General features: G+C 72.3%; 17 protein-coding genes. 10 read left to right on the forward strand and 7 right to left on the reverse strand.

Features of this window, described 5'->3' with window-relative positions; genetic code table 11:
• Positions 1-173: 173 nt before the first annotated feature.
• Together RNL97_RS30575 and RNL97_RS30580 are read left to right on the forward strand one after the other, a co-directional pair.
• Positions 174-980, forward strand: coding sequence for a GNAT family N-acetyltransferase (locus tag RNL97_RS30575; protein ID WP_030584514.1), 807 nt, complete (start codon positions 174-176; stop codon positions 978-980).
• A complete protein-coding gene (locus RNL97_RS30580) occupies positions 977-1,894 on the forward strand; it encodes a lysophospholipid acyltransferase family protein (protein ID WP_030584512.1) in 918 nt (305 codons plus the stop codon). Before RNL97_RS30575 ends, RNL97_RS30580 begins: the two co-directional genes overlap by 4 nt.
• Here the strand turns inward: RNL97_RS30580 and egtD are convergent.
• Genes egtD through egtA form a run of 4 tightly spaced genes read right to left on the reverse strand, consistent with a single transcriptional unit; the run spans position 1,837 to position 6,297 of the window.
• Positions 1,837-2,799, reverse strand: coding sequence for an L-histidine N(alpha)-methyltransferase (egtD, locus tag RNL97_RS30585; RefSeq protein ID WP_030584510.1), 963 nt, complete (start codon positions 2,797-2,799; stop codon positions 1,837-1,839). The genes RNL97_RS30580 and egtD overlap by 58 nt on opposite strands.
• On the reverse strand, positions 2,796-3,551 hold the full coding sequence (egtC, locus tag RNL97_RS30590) for an ergothioneine biosynthesis protein EgtC (RefSeq protein WP_030584508.1): 756 nt from the start codon (positions 3,549-3,551) through the stop codon (positions 2,796-2,798). Before egtC ends, egtD begins: the two co-directional genes overlap by 4 nt.
• A complete protein-coding gene (gene egtB, locus RNL97_RS30595) occupies positions 3,551-4,984 on the reverse strand; it encodes an ergothioneine biosynthesis protein EgtB (RefSeq protein WP_313751448.1) in 1,434 nt (477 codons plus the stop codon). The genes egtC and egtB overlap by 1 nt, the downstream gene beginning before the upstream one ends.
• The gene (gene egtA / locus RNL97_RS30600) at positions 4,981-6,297 is read right to left on the reverse strand and encodes an ergothioneine biosynthesis glutamate--cysteine ligase EgtA (RefSeq protein ID WP_030584504.1); all 1,317 of its coding nucleotides are present in this window, start codon (positions 6,295-6,297) and stop codon (positions 4,981-4,983) included. The genes egtB and egtA overlap by 4 nt, the downstream gene beginning before the upstream one ends.
• Before the next feature lie 146 nt (positions 6,298-6,443).
• Here egtA and RNL97_RS30605 point away from each other — a divergent pair, with 146 nt between their 5' ends.
• Positions 6,444-7,265 (forward strand): TIGR02452 family protein, encoded by an 822-nt coding sequence (locus RNL97_RS30605; protein WP_030584501.1) that lies wholly within the window; start codon positions 6,444-6,446, stop codon positions 7,263-7,265.
• A gap of 140 nt (positions 7,266-7,405) precedes the next feature.
• Here RNL97_RS30605 and RNL97_RS30610 read toward each other — a convergent pair whose 3' ends face one another.
• Positions 7,406-7,873 carry a type II toxin-antitoxin system PemK/MazF family toxin gene (locus RNL97_RS30610; RefSeq protein ID WP_243315993.1) on the reverse strand — a complete coding sequence of 156 codons (468 nt, stop codon included), beginning with the start codon at positions 7,871-7,873 and terminating at the stop codon, positions 7,406-7,408.
• A 145-nt stretch (positions 7,874-8,018) separates the two neighbouring features.
• On the opposite strand from RNL97_RS30610, the gene RNL97_RS30615 reads away from it, so the two are divergent.
• Positions 8,019-9,041, forward strand: a complete 1,023-nt coding sequence (locus RNL97_RS30615; RefSeq protein ID WP_030584495.1) for a LacI family DNA-binding transcriptional regulator — start codon at positions 8,019-8,021, stop codon at positions 9,039-9,041.
• 54 nt (positions 9,042-9,095) lie between these two features.
• On the forward strand, positions 9,096-9,371 hold the full coding sequence (locus RNL97_RS30620; protein WP_030584492.1) for a hypothetical protein: 276 nt from the start codon (positions 9,096-9,098) through the stop codon (positions 9,369-9,371).
• Between the two features lie 26 nt (positions 9,372-9,397).
• Here RNL97_RS30620 and trxA read toward each other — a convergent pair whose 3' ends face one another.
• Positions 9,398-9,796: a thioredoxin gene (gene trxA, locus RNL97_RS30625; protein WP_030584490.1), complete on the reverse strand. Its 399-nt coding sequence runs from the start codon at positions 9,794-9,796 to the stop codon at positions 9,398-9,400.
• A 126-nt stretch (positions 9,797-9,922) separates the two neighbouring features.
• Between trxA and RNL97_RS30630 the strand changes: the two genes are divergently transcribed.
• The 3 genes from RNL97_RS30630 to glgC all read left to right on the forward strand — a co-directional run bounded on the left by RNL97_RS30630 (position 9,923) and on the right by glgC (position 13,932).
• Complete coding sequence (locus RNL97_RS30630) at positions 9,923-11,368, forward strand: dihydrolipoyl dehydrogenase family protein (RefSeq protein WP_030584488.1); 1,446 nt, start codon at positions 9,923-9,925, stop codon at positions 11,366-11,368.
• Positions 11,369-11,513: 145 nt separating this feature from the next.
• On the forward strand, positions 11,514-12,671 hold the full coding sequence (gene glgA, locus RNL97_RS30635) for a glycogen synthase (protein WP_030584485.1): 1,158 nt from the start codon (positions 11,514-11,516) through the stop codon (positions 12,669-12,671).
• Between the two features lie 43 nt (positions 12,672-12,714).
• Complete coding sequence (gene glgC / locus RNL97_RS30640; protein WP_030584482.1) at positions 12,715-13,932, forward strand: glucose-1-phosphate adenylyltransferase; 1,218 nt, start codon at positions 12,715-12,717, stop codon at positions 13,930-13,932.
• Between the two features lie 13 nt (positions 13,933-13,945).
• Here glgC and RNL97_RS30645 read toward each other — a convergent pair whose 3' ends face one another.
• Positions 13,946-15,418: an MFS transporter gene (locus tag RNL97_RS30645; protein WP_313751449.1), complete on the reverse strand. Its 1,473-nt coding sequence runs from the start codon at positions 15,416-15,418 to the stop codon at positions 13,946-13,948.
• Between the two features lie 159 nt (positions 15,419-15,577).
• On the opposite strand from RNL97_RS30645, the gene RNL97_RS30650 reads away from it, so the two are divergent.
• Positions 15,578-16,225, forward strand: a complete 648-nt coding sequence (locus RNL97_RS30650; RefSeq protein ID WP_030584475.1) for a TetR/AcrR family transcriptional regulator — start codon at positions 15,578-15,580, stop codon at positions 16,223-16,225.
• Between the two features lie 155 nt (positions 16,226-16,380).
• Complete coding sequence (locus tag RNL97_RS30655) at positions 16,381-17,160, forward strand: S1 family peptidase (protein ID WP_030584471.1); 780 nt, start codon at positions 16,381-16,383, stop codon at positions 17,158-17,160.
• Positions 17,161-17,261 lie beyond the last annotated feature (101 nt).

A 17,261-nucleotide genomic window follows, 5' to 3' on the forward strand; every position in this document is an offset into this window, starting at 1 on the left:
CGGGGTGGCGGGCGGCGCCCGGCGGACGCTCCGTCCCTGGGATTCAGCCGTCGCACATCCGCGCTCCCCACGGCGGTCACGTCGAATCCAGCCGGTGACGGAAGAAGTAAGGGGTCGGTGCGTCGCACCCGCGACGGCCCGGCCCCTGACCGCTCCCGTCCCCGGAGACCGCCATGACCGTGCTGCCCCTCGCCCCGCACCACGCCCCCGCTCCCGCCTCCGCCCCGACCCCCGCCACCGGCCCGGAACCGGCCTACCGGGTCTCCCTCGCCACCTGCCAGGAAGACGTACGCGCGGCACAGCGACTGCGCCACCTGGTGTTCGCCGGGGAGCTCGGAGCCCGGCTTGAAGGACCCGAACCCGGCCTGGACAGCGACGCCTTCGACACGTACTGCGACCACCTGCTGGTCCGGGAGACCGCCACCGGGGACGTCGTCGCCACCTACCGGCTCCTGCCGCCCGACCGTGCCCGGACAGCCGGACGCCTCTACGCGGAGAGCGAGTTCGACCTCAGCAGGCTCGCCCCGATCCGCGACGACCTCGTCGAGGTCGGCCGCTCCTGCGTCCACCCCGCCCACCGCGACGGCGCGGTCATCGCCCTCGTCTGGGCCGGACTCGCCCGCTACATGGAGCGGACCGGCCACACCTGGATCGCGGGCTGCTGCTCCCTCCCGCTGGCCGACGGCGGCGCGTCGGCCGCCCGCAGCTGGAACACCGTACGCGCGGGACACCTCGCGCCCCAGGAGTACTGGGTCACCCCGCACCGCCTCTGGGACTCCTCCGCGCACGGCCCGGAAGCCGGCTCCCGGGCGGACCTCCCGCCCCTGCTGCGCGGCTACCTCCGGCTCGGCGCCCAGGTCTGCGGAGCCCCGGCGTACGACCCCGACTTCAACGTCGCCGACCTGTACGTCCTGCTCTCGCTGCGCCGGACCGACCCGCGCTACCTGCGCCACTTCCTCTCGCTGGCCCCGCTGCGATGAGCGGCTGGCTGCCCGCCGCCCCGTGCATCCCGGACCGCTGCGCCCGGCACACCGGGGCCGTACGCGCTCCGCTGCCCGCCGCGCTCCTCCTGCTGTCCGGCTGCACCCTGGTCCTGCTGGGGGTGGTCTGCGTACCGCTGGTCCGGCTGCTCGGGGCCGGCCCGCGGCGCCGGCTGACCCGGCGCTGGGCGCGCGCCGTTCCACAGGCCTTCGGCGTACGCGTCATGGTCCGGCCGCACGAGCCGGACCGCGCCCCGGGCGAGGGCGAACTGGTCGTCGCCAACCACATCTCCTGGCTCGACATACCGCTGGTCGCGTCCGCACTGCCCGGACGGATGGTCGCCAAGCGCGAGATCCGCTACTGGCCGCTCCTGGGGCCCCTCGCCGCGCTCGGCGGCACCCTGTTCATCGACCGCGACCGGCTGCGCGCGCTGCCCGCCGCCGTACGGACCATCGCGACGGCCCTGCGCTCCGGCTCCCGGGTGGTGGTGTTCCCCGAGGGGAGCACATGGTGCGGACGGGGAGGCGGCGGCACGTTCCGGCCCGCCGCGTTCCAGGCGGCGATCGACGCCGGAGCGACGGTCCGGCCGGTCCGCATCGCCTACCGCACGGCGGCGCACCATTCCGCCGCGCACGACGGCGCGGGGCACTGCTCAGGTCCGGGCGCGGGCGCGGTCGCGTTCGTCGGTGCCGACCCGCTCGCCGCCTCTCTGTGGCGGGTCGTGCGGGCGGCCGGGCTCACCGCCCGCATCGACGTGCTCGCGCCGATTCCCGCGGACGGCGAGGACGGCCGCCGCGCCCTGGCGCGCAGGGCGCGAACGGCCGTCCTCGGCCCCGAAGAGCCCCGCCGGTCCGGTCAGACCGCCGTGGCCAGCGAGAGGGCGAACCGGCCCGCCGAGTCCGTCCACCACTGAGCCAGCCGCATACCGGCGGCGGCCAGCTCCTCGCGGACGTCCTCCTGCCGGAACTTCGCCGACACCTCCGTACGCAGCTCCTCACCGGCTTCGAACGGCACCACGAGGTCCAGCTCCGGGATCTTGACGCTCAGCGTCCGCCGGGCCCGCAGCCGCATCTCGATCCACCGTTGTTCCGGATTCCACACCGCGCGGTGATCGAAGCCGTCGAGCGGGAAATCGGCCCCCAACTCACGGTTGACGACGTTCAGGACGTTCTTGTTGAAGGCCGCCGTCACCCCCGCCGGGTCGTCGTAGGCGGCCACCAGTGTCTCCTCGTCCTTGACCAGGTCGGTGCCCAGCAGCAGCGCGTCTCCGGGGGAGAGCAGCGCGCGCACCGACCGCAGGAACGTGGCGCGCTCCACCGGCAGCAGATTGCCGATCGTGCCGCCCAGGAACACCACCAGCCGGGGGCCCGGCGTCCCCGGCAGGGTCAGGCCGGCGGTGAAGTCCGCGATCAGCGCGTGGACGGTCAGGCCCGGGTGCTCGGCGAGCAGCGATTCGGCCGCCCCCGTCAGCGCGCTCTCGCTGACGTCCACCGGGACGTAGGCGTCCAGGTCGGGGAGGACCTCCAGGAGATGGCGGGTCTTCTCGGACGACCCCGAGCCCAGCTCGATCACGGTCCTGGCCCCCGAAGCGGCGGCGATCTCCTCGGCCCGTGTCTGCAGGATCTCCCGCTCCGCGCGGGTCGGGTAGTACTCCGGCAGCCGCGTGATCTCCTCGAACAGCTCGCTGCCGCGGGCGTCGTAGAACCACTTCGGCGGCAGCGTCTTGGGGCGCCGGGTCAGGCCGCTGAGGACATCGGCGCGCAGCGCCGCGTCCGTCGCGTCCACCGGCAGGGTGCGGGTCAGCGAATAAGGACTCACGCGGGGGGCTCCTTGAGCGGGGTGAGCAGGACGTCCGAGGCGGTCGCGACCAGCAGCGTGCGGTCGGGGACCTCGCGCCAGAGCGGGTCGTCGTCGTACGGCTCCGAGGCGACCGCGGTGCGGCGGCCCGGCTCCGTGAGGTACCAGAGGGTGTCGCCCCAGGCGGTCGCCGTGATGGTGGCGCCGTCGGTGAGCAGCAGGTTCAGCCGGGAGCCGGGCGCGGCGGCCGCGACCTCGCGCACGGTCTCCGCGACGGCACGCGGCACATCGTCCCCGGCGTCGATACGGTGCCGGATCAGCGCCCAGACCAGTGCCGAGTCGTTCCGGGCGGCCAGCGACAGGAGCTTCTCCGCGGGCAGGACGGCCGCCGCGCCGGCGAGTGATGCGGGCCAGCCCTTCACCGCCCCGTTGTGGCTGAAGAGCAGCCGCCCGGCAGCGTACGGCGCGGCTGCGGCCTCCCCGTCCGCACCCGCTTCGGTGGCATCCCGTACGGCGGCGAGCAGCGCGGTGCTGCGGACCACCCGGGCCAGATCGGCGAAGGTCTCGTCGCCCCATATGGGGCCCTGGCGGCGGTAGCGTCCGGGTACCGGGTCCCCCTCGGCGTACCAGCCGACGCCGAAACCGTCCGCGTTCACCGTGCCGTAGCGCTGGCGGCGCGGCTCCCAGGACTGCCGCACCAAGGAGTGCAAAGGCCGCGCGAGCACCTCTCCCAGCGCCACCGGTTCGCCCAAATAAGCGATATGACGGCACATCAGGCATCCCTCGCCGTGCGGAAACCGGCGAAGATCTGCCGCCGCACCGGGAGGTCCCAGTTGCGGAAGGTGCCCCGGCAGGCGACCTGGTCCACAGCGAACGACCCGCCGCGCAGCACCTTGTGCCCCGGACCGAAGAACACTTCCGAGTACTCGCGGTAGGGAAACGCCACGAACCCCGGATAGGGCAGGAAGTCGCTGGCGGTCCACTCCCACACATCGCCGATCAGCTGCCCCGCCCCGAAGGGCGACCGGCCCAGCGGATACGCTCCGGACCGCGCCGGACGCAGGTGGCGCTGCCCCAGATTTGCCCGCTCCGGTGTCGGATCCTCGTCGCCCCACGGATAGCGCCGCGAACGGCCGGTCACCGGGTCGTGCCGGGCGGCCTTCTCCCACTCGGCTTCCGTGGGAAGCCGCCGCCCCGCCCAGCGGGCGTACGCGTCCGCCTCGTACCAGCTGACGTGCAGCACCGGTTCGTCGTACGGCACCGGCTCGGTCACCCCGAACCGGCGGCGCAGCCACTGCCCCGCCTCCCGCCGCCAGAACAGCGGTGCGGACAAGCCGTGTTCACGGACCATGGCCCAGCCGTCGGGGGCCCACCAGCGCTCGTCCCCGTACCCGTCGTCCTCGATGAAGCGGAGGTACGCGCCGCAGGTGACCGGCGAGGAGTCCAGGTGGAACGCCGCCACATCGCGCCGGTGCGCGGGGCGTTCGTTGTCCAGGGCCCACGGTTCGACGGAGGTGCCCATTGTGAACGGGCCCGCGGGTACGAGGACTTCGCTGGGAACGACCTCGGTACCGACGGACTCGGGAGGGGCAGGAGGGGCGGACGCGGTGAGCGCAGCCGGCCCCGCACGAAGCTGATGCGTGATCAACATGGTCTCGTCGTGCTGCTGTTCGTGCTGGGCGATCATCCCGAAGGCGAATCCGGCCCGTTCCAACGGCCCCCCGCCCGCGTGCAGAGGTGCGCCTTCCAGGAGCTCCAGCGCTCGCCCCCGCACGTCGGAGGCGTACGTCCGGGCCTCGGCGGGGGCCAGCAGCGGCAGCGAGGGGCGCGAGGCGCGTGAGTGCTCGAAGGCGTTGTACAGCCCGTCGATCTCCGGGCGCAGCGCCTCCCGGCCGCCGACGGCGCGCAGCAGCCACTGCTCCTCCTGGTTGCCGATGTGCGCCAGGTCCCAGACCAGCGGTGACATCAACGGGGAGTGCTGGGCGGTAAGTTCGCCGTCGTCCACACTGTCGGTGAGCAGCGTGGTGCGCTCGCGCGCGGCCAGCAGCGCATCCAGGGCGCGCTGTCGCAGGACCTCCGGATCGGCGCCGGAGGCGAAGGGGAAGCCGGCGGCGGGGCCGGAGAAGTGGGTGGGATCGAAAGCGTCGGACAGCTCACGTGGCTCGGAGCCTTCGCGGTGCTCTTCGTGTCCACGGTGCCCAGTCATGCGGAGGCCGCCTTCCGGTCGGTCAGCAGGCTCAGATCGGTGAGGACGTCCGGCTCCGGCAAATCGTCGGCCGGACATCGGCCCCGGGCGACATAGCGGTCGGTGAAGGCGGCCACCGTGTCGCGCACGGTGTCGCTCGCGCCCATCCGCTCCAGCGCCGGGAGCGCCGCCCCGAAGCAGGTGACGGCCGCGGCCCGCAGTTCCGGATCGGCGAGACCCTCGCGGGCGGCGGCCGTCCAGAGCGGATTGCGCGGGGCGGGCGACGCGCCCGCCGTCTCGGCCAGCGGTTTCACGGCCCGGTACACGGTCTCGGCGGCCTCCGGGTCGTCGAACAGGGCCGTGGCGACGGCGAGCGGCACCAGCCACCCGTCGGGCCCGCTCTGCGCGTCGATCATGCGCAGTTCGAGATGGCCGCGCGGCCGGATCGGCGGGAACAGCGTGGTGAGGTGGTAGTCGAGATCGGCCCGCACCGGAGGGCGGGGCGAGCCGGTGCGGATCCACTGGCGGAAGGTGAGCCCCTCGGGGACGTCCCACGGGCCGCTCTCGCACCGGATGCACAGCACGGTCGTGTCCAGGACATGGGCGGCCCAGGCCTCGCGAGGCGCGTGCCCGGTGCCGGGTGCGAGCGTCCGGCCCGGATCGAGGTCGGCCCACAGCGCCTGCCGGGTGGAGGACCAGCCCGTCCGGCGGCCCTGCTGGAACGGCGAATTCGCGAACGCCGCCACCAGCACCGCGCCCAGCAGGTGCGCGAGCTGCCAGCGCCGCCCGTAACCGCGCGGCCCCGGCTCCTCCTCGCCGGCGTCCAGACAGACCTGGACCGACGCGGAGGTGCACATCATCGCCCGCCCGGCCGGACCCGACCGGTCCAGCGCGGCCTCCATCGCCTCGTAGCGCGGCTCCCGCAGTCTGCGGTGCGCGGTCTGCCACGGGTCCACGCCGAGCCCCACCGGCGCGAGCCCCGCCGCGCCGAGCGAGGCACGGACCGCCGCCAGATCGGCCGCGGTCCTCGCGACGCACTCCATCAACGAGCCGGCCGGCTGCGAACTGAGCTCCAGCTGCCCGCCGGGCTCGAACGTCAGCGCGGCGCTCAGGGGCAGCGCACGCACCGCCTCGACGGCGCTGTCCAGCCGCTCCTGGCCGACCGGGACGTCCGGACGCTCCCGGTCATGGATGAGCCATTCGAGTTCCACGCCCACGGTTCGGGGCGGACCCGTCTTGAAACATATGCCGCGCAGCAAATCCTCGGCCCCGCTCTCGTCGAGCGGGGTGGCGTCCGGGCGCGAGCCGGTTACGCGGGGAATGTCCAAGGCCATGAGGGCCTCCTTCTCAGCTGCCTGCCTACCAGCCAAACCCGTACCCGGAGATCGCACAAGGGTGCCCTCAGGCCAGGAAAATCCGATTGCGCCCAGGCCGGGTTCCCCGTCAGCATGCCCCGTATGCACCACACGGGGGAGCGCCGGTGAGCGCGCGGCTGCGCGGCATCGCGCGCGAGACAGAAGCGGTCGTCGAGGCCGGGCGATACCGCAACGCAGCAGGTCAGGACGTGTCCATCGAACGAGCGGTGGCCGCCGCACGCTCCGGCACCAGGCTCTACGGCCCCGATCCGGTACCCGTCGCCGCCCTGGACACCGACCGCACGCCGCACATCGAGGTCACCGCCGAGAGCAGCCTCGCCGCGGCCCGCAGGATGACCGGCGCGGCCCCCGGCCGGGTCGCCGTCCTGAACTACGCCTCGGCCCGCAACCCCGGCGGCGGCTATCTGAACGGCGCGCAGGCCCAGGAGGAGGCCCTGTGCCGGGGATCGGCCCTCCACACGACCCTCCTGCGCGCCCCCGAGTACTACGCGCACCACCGCACGGAACGGGGTGCCTTCTACACCGACCGGGTGATCCACTCGCCCGCCGTGCCGGTCTTCCGCGATGACCGGGGCCACTTCCTGGACGCCCCGTACACGGCGGGATTCCTCACCTCGCCCGCGCCGAACGCCGGAGTGATCCGACGGCAGACCCCCGAGGACGCCCACCGCGTCCCGGCCGCCCTGGCTTCCCGCGCCGAACGGGTGCTGGAGGTCGCGGCCGTACGGGGCTACCGCAGGCTCGTCCTGGGCGCCTGGGGCTGCGGAGTCTTCCAGAACGACCCCGGGCAGGTGGCGGAGGCGTTCCGGGCGCTGATCGGCGAGGGCGGCCGGTTCGGCGGCCACTTCGAGGAGATCGTCTTCGGGATCCTGGACCGGAGCCCCGGCTCCGCCGTCCGGGCCGCCTTCACCCGTACCTTCGCCTGACCCGGAGCCCCACCGCCGCCCGTCCCGGGCCTTCGCCCGCCGCGGAGCCGTCCGGGCCCGCACTCCAGGTGGTGTGCAGAGGCCCTGATCGGCCGGACACGCCGCGGGGCGCTCGGCCCCTCCCGGGCCCGCCCGGGCGGTCAGCTCCAGCCGTACCGCTCGCGCAGCCGCCCGACGACCCGGTCGAAACGCTCCCGGTCCAGCTCGCACGCCTCCCGGCGCATCCCGTCCTCGTGGACCCGCAGCACCCGGTCCAGATCGGCCCAGGACGGCCGCCCCGAGCTGTCCCACGGGCCCGCGCCCAGCGCCACCCACTCGTGGTCCCGCTCGTGCTGCTTGCTGGAGAGCTGGACGGCGAGCAGCGTGCCCGCCTCCTCGCGGGCCACGACGAGCACCGGCCGGTCCTTCCCGCGCCCGTCGTTCTCCTCGAAGGGCACCCAGGTCCAGACGATCTCGCCGGGATCTGGATCGCCGTCGCGATCGGGGGCGTAGGAGGTGCGCACGGAACCCACCTCGGCGGGATCGGCCTGCACCGTGGCGGTCGGTCCGCTGCTGCCGGGCACGTCAAAGGGGTTGTCGGAACGGTAGGCACTGTCATGGAACGTCATCACCACACCGTAGAACCTCTGGCCCCGGATCCCGGGAGGGGGGCGGCGGACCGGAACGGCGGGGCGGTGTTCCGGCCACCGTGACCGGACCTGCGGGCCCCGGGCCGAAACCCGCTCCCCCGGGTCTGGAAGACTGCCCGACGCCATGAGCCAGTTACCCAAGCAGCCCGCCGAAGTCTCCGTCCCGACCAGCGCCGATGTGGCCCGCCTCGCCGGAGTGTCCCGGGCCACCGTCTCGTACGTGCTGAACAACAACGCCACCGTCCGGATCAGCGATCCCACCCGACGCCGGGTCAGGGAGGCCGCTCTCCAACTCGGTTACGTGCCGCACGCGGCCGCCCGCAGTCTGCGCGCCGGACACAGCCGTATGGTCCTGCTGCCCTCCGGCCACCTACCCGGGGGACCGCTGCACCAGTATTTCTTCGAAGAGCTCCAGTCCGGGTTGCGCCGACTGGACTACACCGTCGTCCAGTACGGCAGCGTCGGCCTCACCGCCGACGAGGCGGCCACGGCCTGGGCCGAACTACGGCCCGTCGCCGTCGTCGTACCGCCGGGCATCGCCCTCACCCCGCACGGCACGGGCATCCTGACGCGCTCCGGCGCCAAGGCGGTGATCACGCTGGGGCCCGACCCGGTGCCGGGGGCGCACGGACTGGTCATGGACCAACGCCGGGTCGGGGAAAGCGCCGTGGAACACCTGCTGGCCCGCGGCCGCCGCCACATCGGGGTGGTCATGCCCCAGGAACCGAGCCGGGAGTCCTTCTCCGAAACCCGCCTCGCCGGCGCCCGGCGCGCCGCCGAAGCCGCCGAGGCCCGCGTCTGCCCGCTGCCGCTGCGGTACGAGGAGGAGTCAGCGCAGCAGCTCGCCGCCCGCTGGCCGGAACTGGGACTGGACGCCGTGTTCGCGTACAACGACGAGTACGCCATGCTGATCATGCGGGCCCTCCAGGACGCCGGGGTGGCCGTGCCCGCCGACACGGCGGTGATCGGCGCGGACGACTCCCTCATCGGCAAACTGCTGCGCCCCCGGCTGAGCACCGTCCGGATGGAGCTGGCCATGCCGCAGCCGCTGGCCGAGACGATCGACCGCATGGTCCAGCACCCGGGCGGACCACCGGTCCACCACGACCTGCTCCGCACCAGCGCCGTCCACCGGGAATCCAGCTGACCGCCTCCTGCGCCAGACATGCGCCGTGCACCGCGCATGTCTAGCGTCGGGGCTATGAGCCACCCCCAGAGTTACGAGCTGCTCCTGATCCCCGACCACAGCAGGACGCGGTCCGGAGCCCCCGGTCGGCCGATCCGGTCCGCGACCGTCGCCGCCACCGGCGAGACGGGGGCCTCCGGGTACCCCCGGTACGCCGGTGAGGGCATGGAGGCCGACGTCGATCCGGAGACCCGGACGGTGGAGGCCGTGCTCATCGACGGCGAGGAACTCGACTACGGGATGTCGGTCCGCGTCGCGGGAGCCGAGGGCGAGCGCCGGCCGGGCGCCTAGGGGGTGTCCGCCCGGCCGCTGTGCGGCTACTGGGCCTCAGACTGCCCCTGCCCCGCCTCGGCCGCCCGCTTCTGCTCCTCGACCGACTTGCGGACCTCGTCCATGTCCAGGTTCCGGGCCTGTCCGATGACGTCCTCCAGAGCCGCCTCGGGCAGCGCGCCGGGCTGGGCGAAGACCGCGACGTTGTCCCGGACGATCATCAGCGTCGGGATGGAGCGGATCTCGAAGGCCGCCGCGAGCTCCTGCTGCGCTTCGGTGTCGACCTTGGCGAAGACCAGGTCCGGGTGGCGCTCGGAGGCCGAGTCGTAGACCGGCGCGAACTGTCGGCAAGGGCCACACCAGGAAGCCCAGAAGTCGATCAGGACGAAATCGTTGTCGCTGACGACCTGATCGAAGTTTTCCTTGGTGAGCTCGACGGTGCTCATGCTGGGGTTACCTCTTCCTGTGCCCGTGGGGTCGTGTCGGGTCCTGTCGGGCACAACGGTGACTGCACTTGCGCTATTCCGCCTGCCCGTGTGGCCGGTGCGCACACCCACGTGGAGACTGTTTCCATGACTGACGCAGGCAAGATCTCCGAAGGCTCGCAGTACGACGTAGTGGTCATCGGCGCGGGGCCCGTGGGCGAGAACGTGGCGGACCGGGCCCGCGCCGCCGGGCTCACCACGGCGGTGGTGGAATCCGAACTGGTCGGCGGCGAATGCTCCTACTGGGCCTGCATGCCGAGCAAGGCGCTGCTGCGCCCCGTCGTCGCCCGTGCCGACGCCCGCCGGGTGCCGGGACTGAGCGCCGCCGTGCAGGGCCCCCTGGACGTCGGGGCCGTCCTCGCCCACCGCGACGAGGAGACGAGCCACTGGAAGGACGACGGCCAGGTCGCCTGGCTGGAGAGCGTCGGAGCGGACGTGTACCGCGGTACGGGCCGGCTCACCGGCCCCCGGGAGGTCACCGTCGCCGCCCCCGACGGCACGGAGCAGCGGCTCACCGCCCGGCACGCCGTCGCCGTCTGCACCGGCAGCCGGGCTGTCGTCCCCGCCCTCCCCGGCATCGAGGAGGCCCGCCCCTGGACCAGCCGCGAGGCCACCAGCGCCAAGGAGGCTCCCGCCCGGCTCGTGGTCGTCGGCGGGGGAGTCGTGGGCGTGGAGATGGCCACCGTCTGGCAGGCCCTGGGCTCCGAGGTGACCCTGCTGATCCGGGGCGGCGGTCTGCTCCCGAAGATGGAGCCCTTCGCGGGCGAGCTGGTCGCCGACGCGCTCACGGAGGCCGGGGCCACGATCCGTACGGGCGTCTCCGTCACAGCCGTGCACCGCCCCGCACCCGACGGACCGGTCACCGTCGAGCTGGACGCCGGCGACCGCGTCGAGGCCGACGAGATCCTCTTCGCCACCGGCAGGGCCCCGCGCACGGACGACCTGGGCCTGGAGACCGTCGGCCTCGAACCCGGCTCCTGGCTCACCGTGGACGACAGCTGCCTCGTCGAGGGCACGGACTGGCTGTACGCGGTCGGGGACGTCAACCGCCGCGCCCTGCTGACCCACCAGGGCAAGTACCAGGCCCGGATCGCGGGCGCGGCGATCGCGGCCCGCGCCGGGGGGACCGCCCTGGACACCGCCCCCTGGGGCGCCCACGCGGCCACCGCCGACCACACGGCCGTCCCCCAGGTCGTCTTCACCGACCCCGAGGCCGCCTCCGTCGGCCTGACCCTCGCCGAGGCCGAACGCGCCGGCCACCGGGTCCGCGCCGTCGACTACGACCTCGCCTCCGTCGCGGGCTCCGGCCTCTACGCCGACGGCTACCGGGGCCGCGCCCGGATGATCGTGGACCTGGACCGCGAGATCCTGCTGGGCGTCACCTTCGTCGGCCCGGGCATCGGCGAACTCCTCCACTCGGCGACGGTCGCGGTCGCGGGGGAGGTCCCCATCGCCCGCCTGTGGCACGCGGTTCCGGCGTACCCGACGATCAGCGAGGTGTGGCTGCGGCTGCTGGAGACGTTCAGGGGGTAGTGACCGCTGTCACGGGCGCTTGCGCCGTCGGCGTGCCGCCGACGGCGCAAGCCTGTCCCCGACGTGCCGCCGTGTTCTTCCCCCGCAGGGGCATGTGAGTGACCATCAGGGGCAGGAACTCATCGACGACACGAGGGGGCCGGACGTGAAGGTGGGACTGCTGAGTCGTGAGTACCCGCCGGACGTCTACGGTGGCGCGGGTGTCCATGTCGAGTTCCTGGCAAAGGAGTTACGCGCGCTCACCGATCTGCAGGTCCACTCCTGGGGTGAAGGCTCCTCGGACGGGCTGATCAGGCACCGGCCCGGCCGGGAGCTGGACGGTGCCAACGACGCGCTGCGCGCCTTCTCCGTGGACCTGTCCATCGCCGCCGCGCTCGAAGGCCGCGACCTCGTGCACTCGCACACCTGGTACGCCAACCTCGCGGGCCACCTCGCCGGACTGCTCCACGGCATCCCGCATGTGATGACCGCCCACTCGCTGGAGCCTCTGCGGCCCTGGAAGGCCGAACAGCTCGGCGGCGGCTATGCGTTGTCCAGCTGGGCCGAGCGCACCGCCGTGGAGTCCGCCGACGCGGTGATCGCCGTCTCGCACGGCATGCGTGCCGATATCCTCGGCTGCTACCCGCAGTTGGACCCCGACCGGGTCAGGGTCGTCCACAACGGCATCGACACCCGTCTGTACCGGCCCGTTCCCGGAGTCGATGTACTGCGCCGGCTGGGTGTCGACCCGGACCGCCCCTTCGTCCTGTTCGTCGGCCGCATCACGCGCCAGAAGGGCGTTCCGCACCTGCTGCGCGCCGCCCACCGGCTCGACCCCTCGGCGCAGCTGGTGCTCTGCGCGGGCGCGCCCGACACTCCGGAGATCGAAGCCGAGTTCCGTGAACTCGTCGGCGAGCTGAAGCGGTCGCGGGACGGGGTCCACTGGATCCCGGACATGCTTCCGCGGCCCGACGTCATCCAACTCCTCAGCAGAGCTGCCCTGTTCGTCTGTCCTTCCGTGTACGAGCCGCTGGGCATCGTCAATCTCGAAGCGATGGCCTGCGGCACCCCGGTGGTCGCCTCCGCGGTCGGCGGCATTCCCGAGGTCGTCTCCGACGGCGGTACGGGACTGCTCGTACCGTACGAGGCCGAGGAGCCGGGCCGGTTCGAGGCGGATCTCGCCGAAGCGATCGGCCAACTGCTCGCCGACCGGCCGGCGGCGCAACGGATGGGGGAAGCGGGCCGCGAACGCGCGGTGCGCGAGTTCGGCTGGGACAGGGTCGCCCGGCGGACTCTCGACGTGTACGAGGAGATCGTCACATAGGTGTAGCCGGAAACGGTTCGGTGTTTCAGGAGGGGGAGTGGCCATGCGCGCTGGACCTTCGGTGCTCGGGATCGTCCTTGCGGGAGGCGAGGGGAAACGGCTGATGCCGCTGACGGCCGACCGGGCGAAGCCCGCGGTGACCTTCGGCGGAACGTACCGGCTGGTCGACTTCGTCCTGTCGAACCTCGTCAACGCCGACATCCTGAGGATCTGCGTCCTCACCCAGTACAAGTCCCACTCGCTCGACCGCCATGTGACCACCACCTGGCGGATGTCGAGCCTGCTCGGCAACTACGTCACACCGGTCCCCGCCCAGCAGCGCCTCGGCCCGCGCTGGTACCTCGGCAGCGCGGACGCCATCCTGCAGTCCCTCAACCTCGTCCACGACGAACAGCCGGACTACATAGCCGTGTTCGGAGCCGACCACGTCTACCGCATGGACGCACGCCAGATGCTGGAGCGGCACATCGAGAGCGGCGCGGGCGTCACCGTCGCCGGTATCAAGGTGCCGCGTGCGGAAGCCTCCGCCTTCGGTGTCATCACCCCGGCCTCCGACGGCTCACGCGTGAAACGCTTCCTGGAGAAGCCCTCCGACCCGCCCGGCCTGCCCGACGACCCGACCAAGGTCTTCGCCTCGATGGGCAACTACCTCTTCTCCACGAAGGTCCTTGTCGACGCCCTCCACCAGGACGCCGAGGACGAGGACTCCGTCCACGACATGGGCGGCTCCATCCTGCCGATGCTCACCGGGCGCGGGGCCGCGCACGTCTACGACTTCGACGACAACCACGTACCGGGCGAGACCCAGCGCGAGCACGGGTACTGGCGGGACGTGGGTTCTCTGGACAGCTACTACGAGGCCCACATGGACCTCATCTCCGAGCAGCCGCTGTTCAGCCTCTACAACCAGCGCTGGCCCGTGTACACCCACGCGGGCCACCAGGCCCCGGCCCGCTTCGTCTCCGGAGGCATCGCCGGCGAGTCGATCGTCAGCCCGGGCTGTGTGATCCGCGGCCAGGTCACCGGGTCCGTGCTCTCGCCCGGTGTGATCGTCGAGCAGGGGGCGGTGGTCCAGGGCTCCGTGCTGCACCACGGTGTGCGCGTCGGCAGGGGAGCGGTGGTGCGCAACGCGATCCTCGACAAGAACGTCGACGTCCCGCCCGGGGCGACGATAGGCGTCAACCCCGAACGGGACCAGGAGCTTTACACCGTCTCGCGCAACGGCGTGATCGCCCTCGGCAAGGGTCGGGCGGTGTCGTAGCGTCCCTGCCCGGTCAGGCGGCCGCCGAGGGCGCAGGCTCCTCCACGCTGCGGGAGTCCGTGAGGCTCAGCGCGCCGACCGTCGCGATCAGGCCGACGGCGACGGCGAGTACGGCGTAGGCGATCCGCTCGCCGTGGAAGAAGGAGGCGACGAGGCCGCTGCTCCACACGCCGGCCGGAAGCCGGGTGGTGACCAGCGCGGCGATCAGTGTGCCGACCGCGGCGGTGCCGACGCTGGTGCCGACCTCCTGCGCGGTGTCGTTGAGCGCCGTGCCCATCGAGGTGCGGTTGGCCGGCATCGCGTCGACGAGCGCGACCGCGCAGATCGTCATGACGGTCCGCAGCCCGATCGTCATGAGCACCATGCAGAGCGCGATGACGAGGTAGCCGTGTTCGACACCCCAGGACAGTCCCGCCAGGGCGACAGCCAGGCAGCCCGCGCCCACCAGGCAGGCGACGCGGTGGCCGTAGCGGCGGGCCAGCCCTTCGGAGAGGGGCGTCGCGAGCAGCATGGTCACGATCAGGGGCAGGTTGGCGAGGCCGGCCCGGACGGGGCTCCAGCCGTACGCGTACTGGAAGTGGAGGATGAGCCCGAACATCACGCCGGCCATCGCGATGGACGTCCCGATCTGTGCCAATGCGGCTCCGCGGACCGTGCCGTTGGAGAACAGGCCCAGGTCCAGCATGGGGGCCGGGCTGCGGCGCTCGTGGAGGACGAAGACGATCGCGGCGAGGGCCGCGCTCGCGACCGAGCCGAGGGTGGAGGCGGAGAGCCAGCCGTTCTCGACGCCGCTGGTCAGCGCGTAGCAGGCGAGCCCGATGACGGCGACGCTGAGCGCGGCGCCCGGCACGTCGAGCCGGTCGCGGGTCAGGTCCTCGGGCCGGTCGGCCGAGACGCCCAGGCGGACTCCGATCCAGGCGATCACCGCGATCGGTGCGTTGACGACGAGCAGCCACTCCCAGCGCACGTGGGCCAGGGCCGTGCCGCCGATCAGCGGCCCGAGGATGAATCCGGACATGCCGACGACGATCATCACCGTCATGGCGCGCATCCGCAGCGCCTTGTCGTCGAAGAGGCGGAAGACCAGCGAGTTGGTGATCGGGGCCATCGCCGCGGCGGCGATGCCGAGCAGGGCGCGGAGAGCGATGAGCTCACCCGCGGTGGTGACCCAGACGGCGCACAGGCTCAGCGCGCCGAACACGGCAAGCCCGACGAGCAGGACCCGGCGGCGACCGAGCCGGTCGGCCATGGAGCCGGCGGTGAGCAGCAGGCCGCCGAAGGTCAGGGAGTACGCGCCGGTGACCCACTGCAGCGCGGTGGTGGTGCCGCCGAGGTCCCGCCCGATGGTGGGCAGCGCGATCGACAGCAGGGTGTTGTCGACCATCTCCACGAAGAAGGCCAGGCAGAGCGCGGCCATCGGGATCCACGCGGCGCGCAGGGAGGGATAGGCACGGGAAGTGGGGGGTTTCAGCATCGCGGTCGTCATGGCGGCGCTCCTTTCAGTCGAACGCCGCTCGGTTATCGAACGGTGTTCCATGAGGTACGATAGAACAGCGTTCGATAGAGATGCAAACGAAAGGCAGAGGTCATGCCGCGCCACCAGAACCGGGCCGCCGCGGGCGGTCGCCGCCGGGCTTCGCACTCGATGGAGTCCGTACTCACCGAGGCGGTGGCGCTCCTCGATGAGGCAGGTCCTTCGGCGCTGACCTTCCGGGCGCTCGCGCAGCGCCTCGGTGGTGGCGTGGCCAGCATCTACTGGTATGTCGCGAGCAAGGACGAACTGCTCGACCGCGCCACCGATCACGTCATCGGCGGCGTCCTCGCCGAGATCGAGGCGATCGAGCCCGGTGGCGACCCGATCGACGACCTGCGCGCGATGTCACTGGCCTTGTTCGACGCGGTCCTGGTGCGGCCCTGGCTCGGGAACTACTTCATGCGCAACACCGACGTCCAGGGCAACGCCCTGCGCCTGTACGAGAAGCTGGGGCAGCCGACTCTGCGGCTGAGTCTCACCCCGCGCCAGCGGTTCCACGCCGTCTCGGCGATCACGACGGTCGTCGTCGGCTCCGCGGTCGACCTGGGTCAGGAGCCGCCTCAGGAGGTTCTCGACGGTGCTGTCGGCCGCGACGAGTTCCTCGGCCGATTCGCCGCGACCTGGCGGGAGCTCGACGTCCGGGAATTCCCCTTCGTGCGCGAGATCGTCGACGAGTTCGACGGGCATGACGACATCGAGCAGTTCCGTGCCGCGCTGGATCTGACCCTGGCGGGGCTCCGCCTCCAGGCCGACGCCTGAACGGATCGCTTGCGTGACCCCTTGGCCGAAAACTGTGCCTTGTGGCAGAGGTGGCCCGTTCCCGACAATCGGATCGCTTTGACGGGTGCATGACCAAAGTGTCATCGCGCCCGTGTCGTGGTTCCCCCGTAGCCCCCCACGAAAGAAGGCGGTCCGTGAAGCAACTCCTGCGTGCCCTCAAGAGATGTTCCGTCGTCGTCGCCACCGTCGCCATCGCGGTCGTCGGCCTCCAGCCCGTTACGGCCTCGGCCGCCCCCAACCCCGTCGTCGGCGGAACCCGCGCCGCCCAGGGTGAGTTCCCGTTCATGGTCCGGCTCTCCATGGGCTGCGGCGGCGCCCTGTACGCGAAGGACATCGTCCTCACCGCCGCCCACTGCGTGAGCGGATCGGGCAACAACACCTCGATCACCGCCACCGGCGGCGTCGTCGACCTCCAGTCGTCCAGTGCGGTCAAGGTCCGCTCCACCAAGGTCCTCCAGGCCCCCGGCTACAACGGCACCGGCAAGGACTGGGCTCTCATCAAGCTCGCCCAGCCCATCAACCAGCCCACGCTGAAGATCGCCACCACCACCGCGTACAACCAGGGCACGTTCACCGTCGCCGGCTGGGGCGCCAACCGCGAGGGCGGCAGCCAGCAGCGCTACCTGCTCAAGGCCAATGTTCCCTTCGTCTCCGACGCCGACTGCCGCTCCGCCTACGGCAACGAGCTCGTGGCCGACGAGGAGATCTGCGCCGGGTACCCCGACACCGGTGGCGTCGACACCTGCCAGGGTGACTCCGGTGGCCCGATGTTCCGCAGGGACAACGTCGGCGAGTGGGTCCAGGTCGGCATTGTCAGCTGGGGCTACGGCTGTGCCCGGCCCGGTTACCCGGGCGTCTACGCCGAGGTCTCGACCTTCGCTTCCGCCATCGCCTCCGCGGCGCGCACGCTCTGACGCCGCGCACCACCACCGTTCGATCGCCCTCGGGTGATCACGGCTGAACCACCCCCGGGGGGTGCCCGTACGGACGGGCGCCCCCCGGACCCGTCTCCCCG

It is taken from the genome of Streptomyces parvus (assembly GCF_032121415.1).
GTDB lineage: Bacteria > Actinomycetota > Actinomycetes > Streptomycetales > Streptomycetaceae > Streptomyces > Streptomyces globisporus_A.

Bases quoted from the DNA above. Each gene is read 5' to 3' on its own strand.
- RNL97_RS30575 (WP_030584514.1), top strand. From the start codon at position 174: ATGACCGTGCTGCCCCTCGCCCCGCACCACGCCCCCGCTCCCGCCTCC.
- RNL97_RS30580 (WP_030584512.1), top strand. From the start codon at position 977: ATGAGCGGCTGGCTGCCCGCCGCCCCGTGCATCCCGGACCGCTGCGCC.
- egtC (WP_030584508.1), bottom strand. From the start codon at position 3,551: ATGTGCCGTCATATCGCTTATTTGGGCGAACCGGTGGCGCTGGGAGAG.
- egtB (WP_313751448.1), bottom strand. From the start codon at position 4,984: ATGACTGGGCACCGTGGACACGAAGAGCACCGCGAAGGCTCCGAGCCA.
- egtA (WP_030584504.1), bottom strand. From the start codon at position 6,297: ATGGCCTTGGACATTCCCCGCGTAACCGGCTCGCGCCCGGACGCCACC.
- RNL97_RS30610 (WP_243315993.1), bottom strand. From the start codon at position 7,873: ATGACGTTCCATGACAGTGCCTACCGTTCCGACAACCCCTTTGACGTG.
- RNL97_RS30615 (WP_030584495.1), top strand. From the start codon at position 8,019: ATGAGCCAGTTACCCAAGCAGCCCGCCGAAGTCTCCGTCCCGACCAGC.
- RNL97_RS30620 (WP_030584492.1), top strand. From the start codon at position 9,096: ATGAGCCACCCCCAGAGTTACGAGCTGCTCCTGATCCCCGACCACAGC.
- trxA (WP_030584490.1), bottom strand. From the start codon at position 9,796: ATGAGCACCGTCGAGCTCACCAAGGAAAACTTCGATCAGGTCGTCAGC.
- RNL97_RS30630 (WP_030584488.1), top strand. From the start codon at position 9,923: ATGACTGACGCAGGCAAGATCTCCGAAGGCTCGCAGTACGACGTAGTG.
- glgC (WP_030584482.1), top strand. From the start codon at position 12,715: ATGCGCGCTGGACCTTCGGTGCTCGGGATCGTCCTTGCGGGAGGCGAG.
- RNL97_RS30645 (WP_313751449.1), bottom strand. From the start codon at position 15,418: ATGACGACCGCGATGCTGAAACCCCCCACTTCCCGTGCCTATCCCTCC.
- RNL97_RS30650 (WP_030584475.1), top strand. From the start codon at position 15,578: ATGGAGTCCGTACTCACCGAGGCGGTGGCGCTCCTCGATGAGGCAGGT.